Origin of the sequence: Labrenzia sp. OB1, from assembly GCF_001624695.1 — a bacterium.
In the GTDB taxonomy this organism is placed as follows: Bacteria; Pseudomonadota; Alphaproteobacteria; order Rhizobiales; family Stappiaceae; genus Roseibium.
This window is the reverse complement of sequence record NZ_JSEP01000022.1, coordinates 83,531-95,774: the sequence shown is the minus strand read 5'-3', so window position 1 is coordinate 95,774 and position 12,244 is coordinate 83,531. Positions and strand designations below refer to the sequence as shown.

Genomic DNA, 12,244 nt, shown 5'->3' with positions numbered 1-12,244 from the left:
CTGGCGCTGGTCGCTGATACCTCTTTATCCGGCCTGCGGGTCACCCGTGAACTCGATGCGCTCATTCGTCTGCGCGGCAAACCGGTCACCGTGGTTTCTGACAACGGGACCGAGCCGACCAGTATGGCCGTTCTCAAATGGTGTCAGGAGACCAGCGTCGACTGGCATTACATCCAGCCAGGAAAGCCGGTGCAGAACGGATTTGTCGAGAGCCTCAACGGCAGCTTCAGGGACGAGTGCCTCAACGAGACGCTGTTTTCGTCACTCGCCGAGGCCAGACGCCAAATCACCGCATGGAAAGAAGACGACAACATCAACAGACCCCATTCATCCCTGGGCAATCTCACACCCAGTGAATTCGCAAAGAAAATGACATTGCAAAAGCAGGCCGCATGAGGTCAAAAACCAACCATCGGACTCCGCGCTAACGCGGAAGAGACTTGGGTCTCAGGTCACACGTCATAATCTTGAATTCCCAACCGGCGCGACGCATGTCGCTGAACACTTACGCAGTGGGAAGCCGCCTGCCTGATTGAGCCCCGTCAGAATTTCCCCTGGTTCAGACCTCTCCAAAACGGGCAGCAGCGCTGCCTCCACGCAGGCAGAATGCCCTGCCCGCGCGGCGCCTCGATTGGGTAATCACGAAGGTTCACGTCGCCGTATAACCGGCCCGAACCAGGATAGCACCGGCCAATCAGGCGGCCGGAGCCTCCTGTTTCTTCACCGGTTGCCCGCCCAACCAGCCTTTGACCGTTTCACGGATGGTTTGCAGGCATACATACAGGATCGGGATCAGAAGAACCCCGATCGATGAGGCGAACAGCATTCCGCCGAAGACCGCGAAGCCGATGGCTTTCTGGCTGGCTGCGCCGGCGCTTGAGGCCGTCATGAGTGGCACGACCCCGAGCAGGAACGACAGCGCCGTCATCATGACGGCCCGGAAACGCAGATGCGCCGCTTCCACACCGGCCTCCAGGATCGACTTGCCACTGTCCCTTTGCTCCATCGCGAACTCGACAATCAGGATCGCGTTTTTCGCGCCCATTCCGACCAGCATGATCATCCCGATCTGCGTATAGAGATTGACGTCGCCTCCCGTCACGAACACGGCCACGAGCGCCCCAAGTATTGCAAAGGATACAGACATCAGGATCGCCACCGGCATTGTCCAGCTCTCATACTGCGCCACCAGAAACAGATAGGTGAACAGGATGGAGAGCATCAGAATGAAGATCACGATCTGCCCGGACCCGAGTTGCTGAGCGGCCGTGCCCGTCCATTCATAGGAATATCCGGACGGAAGTGCCTGACTTGCCGCAGCCTCGACTTCGTTGATCACGACACCGGTGGATGCCCCCGGTCCGGGATCGGCCATCACCGCCGCGGAACGGAACATGTTGTAGCGGGTCAGGATCTGCGGTCCCAGAATGGTCTCTGTGGTCACGATACTTCGCATCGGAACCATGGTGCCATCAGTTGTACGAACATACAGACGATCGATGTCCTCAACCCTGTCGCGGTATTCACCCTCCGCCTGGATCATCACCCGGTAGACGCGCCCGAAAATATTGAAATCGTTGATATAATAAGATCCAAGATAGGACTGCAACGTTATGAAGACATCCGCGATATCGATGCTGAGCGTCTTTGCCTTCTGCCGGTCCAGATCGATGAAAATCTGTGGCACATTGGCCCGGAATGTTGAGTAGGCCCGCGCGATCTCAGGGCTCTGGTTCGCCGAATAGACCATCGACCCGACAGCCGAGGCGAGGTCCTGAGGCGTCCCGCCTCCAGTCTGCTGCAGCATCATCTGAACGCCGCCTGTTGTTCCAAGTCCCGGAATGGGCGGTGGATTGAAGGCAATAATACTCGCCCCCGGAATGGTCGAGAACTCTGCCCAGAACTTGCCGAGAATGGCGTCGATGCGCAGGTCCGGCGCCTGCCGCTGATCCCAACCGGTCATCGTGGCGATCACCAGCGCCACATTCGAGGACGAAGCCCCGTTGAGGATCGAGTAACCGTTGACGACGACCACATTAGCGACGCCGGCCGTGTTCTCGACCAGATCGACAATACGATCCGTGACCTGTTCGGTCCGCCCCAGAGCCGCGCCGTCCGGCAACTGGACATCGACCATGAGATACCCCTGGTCCTCCGACGGCAGGAAGCCTTGTGGCAGCGAGCCGCCAAGTGTGAGGATCAGCGCCACGACCCCGGCCACGACCACGAGACCGATGAAGGCTATCTTCACAAGCCGCCGGATAACGGCGGTGTAGCCGTTTCTGACCGAGGTAATGCCCTTGTCGAAAACGCCCATGATACCGCGCGGGGGTCCGGAGCGGGCCCTCAGGATCAGGCCGCACAGCGCCGGAGAGAGCGTCAGCGCATTGATGGAGGAAATCACCACGGAGACCGAAATGGTCACTGCGAACTGCGAGTACAGCCGCCCTGTAATGCCCGGCATGAAGATCGTCGGGACAAAAACGGCGAGAAGCACCAGGGTCGTCGCGATCACCGGACTGGTAATCTGCCCCATGGCCTTGGCCGTCGCTTCCTTTGGCGGAAGCCCTTCTTCGGCAATGATGCGTTCCACATTTTCGACGACAATGATCGCATCGTCGACCACGATCCCGATCGCCAGCACCAGCGCGAACAGCGATATGGTGTTCAGCGACATACCCAACGCCAGGAGAACGGCGAACGTCCCTATCAGGGAAACGGGAATTGCAATCGACGGAATGATGGTCGCACGCCAGTTGCCGAGAAAGACGAACACCACTGTGACGACCAGCATGAAGGTCAGGAACAGGGTGGTAATCACATCGTCAAGCGATTGCTGAACGAAGTCCGTCGTGTTGAACGGTACGCCATATTCCATATCCGACGGAAAGTTCTTCGACAGGCTTTCCATTTGCGCCAGAACGGCTGTTGAAACCTGAATGGCGTTCGCACCCGGCGCCTGATAAACGGCGAGAACTGTCGCCGGCTTGCCGTTGAATTCACCCGAGGTGCTGTAATCCTGCGCACCGAGTTCCACACGGGCAATATCGCCAATGGTAACGACAGCGCCGTCTTCGCCGGTCCTCAGGATAATCTGTTCGAATTCCTCGACCGTCGACAGCCGCCCCTCGGCGGTGACCGTATACTGGAACTGCTGACCGTCAGGCACCGGTGGCGCACCGATCTGACCGGCCGCGACTTGAATGTTCTGGTCCTGAACCGCCGCGATAAAATCACTCGGCGTCATGCCGAGACTGGTCAGCTTGTCGGGATCAAGCCAGATGCGCATGCCATAGGCTAAGTCCGTCATCACATCCGCGCGGCCAACGCCGGGAACCCGGGCAAGTGTGTCCTTCAGATTGATGGATGCATAATTCGACAGAAAAACCGGATCGAAAGTCCCGTTGGGCGAATAGAGCGTCACCACCAGCAGCATGTTGGTGCTGGACTTCTGAACCGTCACCCCCTGCGCCGTCACATCGCTTGGCAACTGGCTGGTAGCCTGGCTGACCCGGTTCTGCACGTTGACTGTTGCGATATCGGGATCGGTACCGACCGCGAAAGTGACGTTGAGCGAATAGGTGCCGCTGGCGGAGCTCGTCGACTGCATGTAGATCATGTCGTCGACGCCGTTCACCTGTCCCTCGATCGGCGCGGCAACGGTGTCTTCCAGGACTTCGGCGCTCGCACCGGTATAGGTCGCGGTTACATTTACGACCGGCGGTGTAATGTTAGGAAACTGTTCTACCGGAAGCGACAGATATCCCAGCACACCGGCAATTGTGATCACAATGGAAATGACCAGCGCGAACTTCGGCCGGTAGATAAAAAAGCTTGAAAACATCTAGCTTTTCTCCGCCGGTTTGGACGCAAGAACAGGGTCGACAACGACGCCCGGCCGCACTTTCTGAAGGCCTTCGACGATCACTTCATCGCCTTCTTTCAAACCCTTCGTCACGACGAAATTTGTCTCGATTTGCTGAGCCAGGTCGACATACCTCTGTTCGACTTTCTTGTCGGACGTAATTGCCAGCGCGAATGCACCCTGCTGGTCGCGCTGAATGGCGGACTGAGGCACGACCAGAGCGGTCTCCGTTTCGGGCGCTTCAAGGATGACGGTGACATAGGTTCCCGCAAGCAGGCGCCTGTCCTTGTTTTCGAACTGACCGCGGAATGAAATCGTGCCGGTTGTCGCATCCACCTCGTTGTTGATGAAGACGATCTTGCCTTTTTCTCCGTAGGTCGCGCCGTTCGGCAGGACCAGGCTGATCGCCGGGGATGTTTCCGGAGAAATATCCGCCGGATTGATCCCGTGGGTTTTGACGGCATTGAGATATTCGGCCTCACTGACCGAAAAATTCACGTAGACCGGTGCAAGACTGACCAGCGTGGCGAGCGACTCCGTGCTTGGCCCGACCACTTCTCCGACGCTGTAGGTGGTTTTTCCGAGCTGGCCTGCGAAGGGGGCGGAAATATCGGTGTAGCCGAGGTCCAACTCGGCCTGCTGCAGCCCGGACTGGGCAGCTTCGACCGTCGCATCGGACTGCTGCATCTGCGCCAGGGTCGCTTCATAGGCAGCTTCGGAAATATGTCCTTTTTCCAAAAGGTCCTTGTCGCGCTTTTCGTTGGCGGATTTGAGGGCCGCATCGGCCTTGGCACTTGCCAGATCCGCCTTTGACTTCATCACTGCGGCTTCATACTGCGCCTTTTCGATGGTGAAGATCAGCTCGTCCTTCTTCACCATGGATCCGTCTGCAACCGCTTTTTCTTCCAGAAAGCCGCTGACCCGGGCGACCAGGTTCACCTGATCCACCGCCGCGATCTGTCCGACAAATTTGGCACTCTGCCTTATTTGTTGTTTGGCGACCTTCGCCACCGTGACTGCCGGAGGCGGAGCGGCCGGCCCTGCCGCCTGTTTGGAGTCATCGGAACATCCTGCAAGCAATGCGGAAGCAAGCGCCGCCAATGCAAAGGAACGCGTGGGAATAGGAAAGTTCAAAAACGGCATTCGTTAAACTCCGCAGACCGAACCCTGTGGCTCAGGCAATCGCATCGGTATGTACGACCGGAAATCACTATAAGAGGGCAGATTGATTCAACAAGACAATTTTAGCGGCCAGGCACTCCCGTACCCGATAAATTCCGTTGCGTTTTCAATCCGCTTTTCCGGTAGAAATAAAATCGGACGTGTTCGGCCGTTCTCATTCAGGCGGGGAAAGAATCAGCGACAGGCCGAAGAGCTTGCTCGCCGGAATTATCTTTGATTCTTCAAGACCGGCGCAAGAGACTTCAAGCGCTGCGATTTGAGGCAGACCGCCTTGCACAGCGCCTGCCACCTCCTCGCCCCAAAGATCGCGATAGGCTCGGGGTGTCAGAACCGATATCTTTCCGCGTGGCGTGATCAGCTCAAGCCCCAGGCTGGTGGCGCGCATTTCCCGCTGTCCGGTCATACCGCCAAGAAACTCATGATGATCGGAAGGGTCTTCCGCCAGGAGGTAAACCGCCTTGACGCTTTGCGCGCCGTTTCCGTGGTTCTGGAACGCCGGTTTCCAGAAATTTTCCGGAAATCTGTTGCGGCAGGTAAAATAGCCGATCCCGGGCGCAAGGGGATCGCGCAGGAAAGTCAGATCGAATCCAACCTGGGTGGTGGACCCGTCAGCAAGATTAGCTGTCCGCTCAAAGGAAAACGGCTCAAAAACCTGCAGCCCGGCATTGACGAAATCATCACGATCCCGGCCCGGATCCCGGCTTTCCAGAACCAGCATGCTGGCCCCTTCCCGCTCAAGGAGAAAATCCCGGTTGAAGGCACCGAAGGAAAACGCCTCGCCTTCCGCTTCCCGGATCAACCCCGGATCGGCAACGCTGAGAACCTCGATGAAAAACCCGTCCAGCTGAATCAGACGGTTGGCTGTTCCCCAGGCATGCCGGTTCACAGGTGTCATGGTGAAGCCGAGCGCCGTATAGGCCTGAAAGGCGGCGTCGAGATCCCTCACCGCGACGACCAGATGATCAAGCCCGCGCATCATACGCTCTCCCATGCCCTGTTGACGAAATCCCGTCAGACCAGACGGCTTTGATGAACCGCGGCACCGATGAACGACGCAAACAGGGGATGCGGTTCAAACGGCCGGGATTTCAGTTCAGGATGGTACTGAACCCCGATGAACCATGGATGGTCCTCGATTTCGACCGTTTCCGGCAATACGCCGTCCGGAGATGTGCCGGCAAAGATAAGCCCGCAGTTCTCCAGTGTTTCCCGGTAGCCAATATTGACTTCGTAGCGGTGGCGGTGACGTTCCGAGATGCTGGTACCGCCGTATATTTCAGCGATTTTCGAACCGGCCGTCAGGCTCGCTGGGTAGGCGCCGAGACGCATCGTGCCGCCGAGATCGCCTTCCGAATCCCGGACCTCCTTGTAATTGCCCTTTGTCCACTCGGTCATCAGGCCGACCACCGGTTCCTTTGCAGGCCCGAATTCCGTGGAATTGGCATCCTTGATGCCGGCGAGGCTGCGCGCAGCTTCCAGAACCGCCATCTGCATGCCGAAGCAAATGCCGAAATAGGGAATATCGCGGGTGCGTGCGTAATGCGCCGCGGCGATCTTGCCTTCCGCGCCGCGCTCGCCGAAACCACCGGGAACAAGAATTCCGTGAACACCTTCAAGATAGGGTCCCGGATCCTGCTTCTCGAACGTCTCCGATTCGATCCACTCGATATCCACCTTGACCCTGTTCGCGATACCGCCATGCACCAGGGCTTCGATCAGGGACTTGTAGGCATCCTTGAGAACCGTGTATTTGCCGACGATAGCGATCTTGACCTCGCCTTCCGGATTGGCAACCGCCTCGGAAATGCCTTCCCAACGATCCAGAACAGGCGCTGGAGCGCCTTTCAGGCCGAACGCGGCCAGCACTTCGTCGTCGAGGCCTTCCTTGTGATAGGCGATCGGCACGTCGTAAATGGATTTGACGTCGTACGCCGGAATCACGGCGCCTTCACGCACGTTGCAGAACAGCGACAGCTTACGCTTTTCAGTTTCCGGAATCGGTCGGTCGCAGCGGATCATGAGAATATCGGGCTGGATTCCGATCGATCGCAACTCCTTGACCGAGTGCTGGGTCGGCTTGGTCTTCATTTCCCCGGCACTTGGAATGTAGGGCATCAGCGTCAGATGAACGTAGACCACATCGCCGCGCGGCAGATCGTTGCCGAGCTGCCGGATCGCCTCGAAGAACGGCAGTCCCTCAATGTCGCCCACCGTTCCACCAATTTCAACAAGGACGAAGTCATAGTCCTCATTGCCGGTCAGGACAAAATTCTTGATCGCATCGGTAACATGAGGAATGACCTGAACGGTCCCGCCGAGATAGTCCCCACGGCGTTCCTTGGCGATGATGTCCTGATAAATCCGGCCGGTGGTGATGTTGTCCTGCTGGTTCGCGGGACGGCCCGTGAAGCGTTCGTAGTGGCCGAGGTCAAGGTCGGTTTCCGCCCCGTCGTCGGTCACGAAACATTCGCCGTGCTGATACGGGCTCATGGTGCCCGGATCGATGTTGAGATAAGGGTCGAGCTTACGCAGCCGGACCTTGTATCCGCGAGCCTGAAGCAATGCGCCGAGTGCTGCGGAAGCAAGACCTTTTCCAAGCGAGGAAACCACGCCGCCAGTGATGAAAATATATCGCGCCATGGACCAATACCATATTCGTGCCGAGGGCACTTTGGCCACTCGGGAGTTACGTTCTTAACACATAAAAATGCCCTGCGTGTTCAACCGCAGGGCATATGTCAGGCGAAGTGCCGAAGAGCCGCGGCGGCAAGACTACTGGGCTGCCGGGACCTGTGGACCGGAAGGCTGGCTCTGCTGCTTCAGAGAATCGAGGATACCGCCTGCACCGTCTGTACCGCTACCACCGTCGGTGGTTACCGGTGCTCCGGTTGTCGCGGCCGGAGTCGCATCCAGAATGGACGCAGGGCTGTCCTGATTCTTGGCTATCAGGCTGAGGGCCATGGACGTCACGAAGAACACGGCAGCCAGAACCGCCGTGGCCCGGGTGAGAATGTTCGCCGTGCCGCGGCTCGATACAAGGCCGCCGCCGCCCCCGCCGATGCCAAGAGCACCGCCTTCGGAACGCTGCAGGAGGACAACAAGCACCAGGGCCAACACGACCATAAGGTGGATAACGATGACTACGGTTTCCATCGAACGCCATTCTGTATTGAATTCAAGATTTGCGGCCTTCTACACCAGACAACCACAGCTTTCCACCCTTCAAATGCGCCTTCGTCGCAGAAGCTTCAAGAACCATGCTTCAGGAATAGGCTGAAAGGATTCCCAGAAAGGCCTCAGCGGTGAGGCTGGCGCCCCCCACAAGAGCACCGTTGACATTGGCAACCGCCATGAGTTCCCCGGCATTGCCGGGCTTCACCGAACCGCCATACAGAAGTCGCATCGCCTCGCCGGCACCTGAGAATCTGGTCACGAGATTGTTCCGCATGGCCTTGTGCATATCCTCCACATCGCCTGCGGTCGGCGTCAGGCCGGTTCCGATGGCCCAGACAGGCTCATAGGCCACAACGGTATTCTCAGCGGTCGCACCGTCGGGAACAGAGCCGTTCAACTGACGCTCGACGACGCCAACGGCCTGCCCTGCCTTTCGCTCCGCCTCGGTTTCCCCCACGCAAATGATTGCTGTCAGCCCCGCCCGCCAAGCCGCCTGAGCCTTGGCGCAGACATCGGCATCCTTTTCGCCGTGATCCGCACGTCGCTCCGAATGGCCGACGATGACAGCCGTTGCCCCTGCGTCTTTCAACATCTCGGCGGAAATATCGCCGGTGTGCGCTCCGGATTGCCCGGCGTGGCAATCCTGGCCGCCAAGTCCAATCGTTCCGCCCGACGAACTTTCCGCAAGAACGGCGATCAGCGTCGCCGGCGGGCAGATCATCGTGTCAACGGATTCGGCCAGATCGTCCGTCAGTCCGGCTCTCATCTTGTAGAATTCCGCCAGGTTCGATTTCAGGCCGTTCATCTTCCAGTTTCCAGCCACCAGCGGTTTGATCTTCGCACTCATATTCCACATCCTTCGACGGCCTGTTGCTTGGTTGCCGACTTTAGAGCAGAAGCGCCGAAGCGATGCAATCTGCCTGTCGCGGCGAATTCACCTTGAGGCCCTTGCGATAGCGCTCAAAGTTTGTGTCCGGGCCGCCTTGCGGCTAGGCCGTCACGTCATTATGATCCGCCCGCTCCGGCCTCGGCCGAAGCAAAACCCAGACCGGAAGTCCGGCTGATGGAAAAACAAGATTTACGGGAGACGTCATGCTTGACGCGCTGCGCAAGGGCGCTGGCACCTGGTTTGCCAAACTTTTTATCGCTCTGCTAATTTTCAGCTTCGCCGTCTGGGGAATCAGCGGTTTTCTGGGGAACGTGAACCAGGACACCGTGGCCAAGGTCGGCAATGCGGATATCTCCCTTTTCGATTTCGACCGGACCTACCGCCAGGACCTCAACAGGCTCGGCCAGCAATTCGGCCGGCCGCTGACACCTGTCGAAGGCGCTTCGCTGGGGGTGCCGCAACAGTCTCTCGGCAAGTTGATCGCCGAAGCCGCCATGAACGACGCTGCCCGGAACCTGAAACTCGGCGTTTCCGACGAGCGGCTTGCAACTATCATTCAGTCCGATCCGGCCTTCCAGGGACCTGGTGGCCGCTACGACCGCAGCCGCCTGCAGCAGGTGCTTCAGGCCAACGGCTTCCGTGAGGACGAATATGTGCTCCAACGCCGGGCCATCGCCGAAAGAAGCCAGCTTGCCGAGGGCCTGGCTGGTGGCATGAAGGCTCCCGTCATCTATCTGGAAGTTCTCGATGCCTATCAGCGCGAGACCCGCGACGCCGAATATCTCCTCGTCACCGCGGATTTCATTGGCGAGATCGCGGATCCGGCCGATGGCGTTCTGAGCACCTATTTCGAGGAGAACAAGGATACGTTCCGCGCGCCGGAGTTTCGCGAGATCAAGTTCGTCGCCTTGACGCCGGAGACGGTTGCCCGTCCGGCGGATGTTCGCGACGAGGATGCACGCACCGAATACGAATTGCGGAGTGAGGACTTCTCTCAGCCGGAACGCCGCAAAGTGCGCCAGATGACGTTCTCCTCGCAGGAAGCTGCCGAAGAAGCCGCCGCGGAGCTGGAAGCCGGCAAGACCTTCGACGAGTTGATGAGCGATCGCAACCTCAGCGGCAACGATGTTTCTCTCGGGGTGATGTCAAAGACCGACTTCCTTGACGAGACCCTCGGGGAAGCCGCGTTTTCACTTGCCGAAGGCGCGACGAGCGCGCCGGTGGAAGGCCGTTTTTCGACCGTTATCCTGAATGTGGAGGAAGTCCTGCCGGAAAGCACTCAGCCATTCGAGGAGGTTAAATCGGGGATCGTTCAGGATCTTGCCAGGGAACAGGCGGAACGGGAAATTCTCGATCTCCTCGACGAGGTGGAGGATGCCCGTGCCGGTGGCGCGCTTCTGGACGAAATCGGCGACCGTTTTTCGCTGAACGTCGAGGCTCCCGAAGCTTTCGACGCCTCCGGCAAGTCCATGAATGGCGGGGATGTTGAATTGCCCGACGCCGAAGGCCTGATTGCCGGTGCCTTCGACAGCGATGTCGGAATTGAAAACGATATTGTCCCGCTCGGCGACAGAGGGTTTCTCTGGTACGAGGTTTCCAAGGTGATCCCGTCCCGCGACCGGACCCTCGAAGAAGTCAGGGAAGACGTGATTGCCGCATGGAAAGAGGATGAGCTCGCCAAGCGGCTCTCCGATACCGCATCCGATCTGCTTGCAAAAGCGGAAAGCGGAACACCGCTTCAGGCTCTCGCCGAAGAAACCGGGCTGGAGCTGAAAACGGCGACAAGCCTGACGCGCAACGCCCCCTCCGGAGACTTGGGCCAGGCAGCGATTTCCGCTGTCTTCGGCGGCCCTGTCGGGACGAGCGCGGCAACAGCGTCGGCAGATGATGTGGGACAGCTTGTGCTGAAGGTTACCGGTAAAACGGCCGCCGAATTCAATGCCTCGTCACCTGAAGTCACGGCGCTTGGCCAGCAGATGTCCCAGCAGATACAGGATTCAGTGCTTGGCCAGTTCATAACCGATCGGGAAAACAAGGCAGGTGTCGAGATCAACAATGCGGCGATTTCCCAGGTTATCGGGTTGAACCAGAACTGATTTCACGACAAGCGGATTGATGACATGACCACGTTCAAAGACTTCCTTGCCAAGGTCGCCGATGGCCATGCATTGAACCCGCAGGACGCCCGGGAAGCCTTTGAAATCATCCTGTCGGGCGCCGCCACGCCTTCTCAGTTGGGCGGCTTCCTGATGGCCTTGCGGGTCCGCGGTGAAAGCATCGCCGAGGTTACCGGTGCGGTCGCCACCATGCGCGCCAAGATGCTCCCGGTGCAGGCGCCTGCCGACGCCATTGATATTGTCGGGACCGGTGGCGACAATTCCGGCACCTACAACATCTCGACCTGCACGGCGATCGTCGTCGCCGCATGCGGCGTACCGGTCGCCAAACACGGCAACCGCTCGCTGTCCTCAAAGTCCGGTGCTGCGGAAGCCCTGGCCGAACTGGGGGTCAATATCGACATCCCGCCGGACACGATCTCCCAGTGCATTCACAAGACTGGCATCGGCTTCATGTTTGCGCCGCTTCATCACGCGGCAATGAAGCATGTCGGGCCGACACGTGTGGAACTTGGCACCCGGACCATCTTCAACTTGCTCGGACCGCTTTCCAATCCGGCCAGTGTCAAACGCCAGATGGTCGGTGTTTTCGACCGTAAGTGGGTGGAACCGATTGCCCGGTCGCTTCTTGATCTCGGGTCCGAAAAAGCATGGGTCGTTCACGGGTCCGACGGAATGGATGAAATCACCACCACAGGCCCGACGTTCGTGAGCGCGCTGGAAGACGGAGCTGTGAGATCCTTCGAGATTTCCCCGGAACAGGCCGGTCTGCCACTTGCAAGGCTGGAAGATCTGAAAGGCGGACTTCCGGCGGAAAACGCGACCGCCTTGAGGGGCGTTCTGGCAGGGGCTGAAAGCGCCTACCGGGACATTGTGCTCTTCAATGCCGCCGCCTCGCTGATGGTTGCCGACAAGGCGGACAACCTGAAGGACGGTGTCGACATGGCAGCCTCAGCAATAGACAATGGCTCGGCGGCCGACACACTGGAAAAACTGGTCGCAGTCTCGAACGGATAG

9 protein-coding genes are annotated in these 12,244 nt (G+C 58.7%); 3 read left to right on the top strand and 6 right to left on the bottom strand.

All coding sequences use genetic code 11. The features are described from left to right. Positions 1–396 (top strand): integrase core domain-containing protein (locus tag OA90_RS22910; protein WP_199823811.1); only part of this gene is annotated, 396 nt, incomplete at its 5' end. Between the two features lie 298 nt (positions 397–694). Here the strand turns inward: OA90_RS22910 and OA90_RS22905 are convergent. The 6 genes from OA90_RS22905 to tpiA form a co-directional block, all read right to left on the bottom strand. Continuing rightward, a complete protein-coding gene (locus tag OA90_RS22905) occupies positions 695–3,844 on the bottom strand; it encodes a multidrug efflux RND transporter permease subunit (RefSeq protein ID WP_068418114.1) in 3,150 nt (1,049 codons plus the stop codon). Beyond that, positions 3,845–5,008 (bottom strand): efflux RND transporter periplasmic adaptor subunit, encoded by a 1,164-nt coding sequence (locus tag OA90_RS22900; protein WP_068418111.1) that lies wholly within the window; start codon positions 5,006–5,008, stop codon positions 3,845–3,847. It lies immediately after the preceding gene. A 193-nt stretch (positions 5,009–5,201) separates the two neighbouring features. Beyond that, on the bottom strand, positions 5,202–6,026 hold the full coding sequence (locus OA90_RS22895; protein WP_068418108.1) for a VOC family protein: 825 nt from the start codon (positions 6,024–6,026) through the stop codon (positions 5,202–5,204). Between the two features lie 32 nt (positions 6,027–6,058). Continuing rightward, positions 6,059–7,687, bottom strand: coding sequence for a CTP synthase (locus tag OA90_RS22890; RefSeq protein WP_068418105.1), 1,629 nt, complete (start codon positions 7,685–7,687; stop codon positions 6,059–6,061). A gap of 132 nt (positions 7,688–7,819) precedes the next feature. Next, complete coding sequence (secG, locus tag OA90_RS22885) at positions 7,820–8,200, bottom strand: preprotein translocase subunit SecG (RefSeq protein WP_068418103.1); 381 nt, start codon at positions 8,198–8,200, stop codon at positions 7,820–7,822. A 109-nt stretch (positions 8,201–8,309) separates the two neighbouring features. Continuing rightward, positions 8,310–9,068 carry a triose-phosphate isomerase gene (gene tpiA, locus OA90_RS22880; RefSeq protein ID WP_068418101.1) on the bottom strand — a complete coding sequence of 253 codons (759 nt, stop codon included), beginning with the start codon at positions 9,066–9,068 and terminating at the stop codon, positions 8,310–8,312. Between the two features lie 245 nt (positions 9,069–9,313). On the opposite strand from tpiA, the gene OA90_RS22875 reads away from it, so the two are divergent. Next, complete coding sequence (locus OA90_RS22875; protein WP_068418098.1) at positions 9,314–11,206, top strand: peptidylprolyl isomerase; 1,893 nt, start codon at positions 9,314–9,316, stop codon at positions 11,204–11,206. A gap of 24 nt (positions 11,207–11,230) precedes the next feature. Then, positions 11,231–12,244, top strand: coding sequence for an anthranilate phosphoribosyltransferase (gene trpD, locus OA90_RS22870; protein WP_068418095.1), 1,014 nt, complete (start codon positions 11,231–11,233; stop codon positions 12,242–12,244).

Coding starts and splice junctions, on each gene's coding strand:
- OA90_RS22905 (WP_068418114.1), bottom strand. CDS start 3,844: ATGTTTTCAAGCTTTTTTATCTACCGGCCGAAGTTCGCGCTGGTCATT.
- OA90_RS22900 (WP_068418111.1), bottom strand. CDS start 5,008: ATGCCGTTTTTGAACTTTCCTATTCCCACGCGTTCCTTTGCATTGGCG.
- OA90_RS22895 (WP_068418108.1), bottom strand. CDS start 6,026: ATGATGCGCGGGCTTGATCATCTGGTCGTCGCGGTGAGGGATCTCGAC.
- OA90_RS22890 (WP_068418105.1), bottom strand. CDS start 7,687: ATGGCGCGATATATTTTCATCACTGGCGGCGTGGTTTCCTCGCTTGGA.
- secG (WP_068418103.1), bottom strand. CDS start 8,200: ATGGAAACCGTAGTCATCGTTATCCACCTTATGGTCGTGTTGGCCCTG.
- tpiA (WP_068418101.1), bottom strand. CDS start 9,068: ATGAGTGCGAAGATCAAACCGCTGGTGGCTGGAAACTGGAAGATGAAC.
- OA90_RS22875 (WP_068418098.1), top strand. CDS start 9,314: ATGCTTGACGCGCTGCGCAAGGGCGCTGGCACCTGGTTTGCCAAACTT.
- trpD (WP_068418095.1), top strand. CDS start 11,231: ATGACCACGTTCAAAGACTTCCTTGCCAAGGTCGCCGATGGCCATGCA.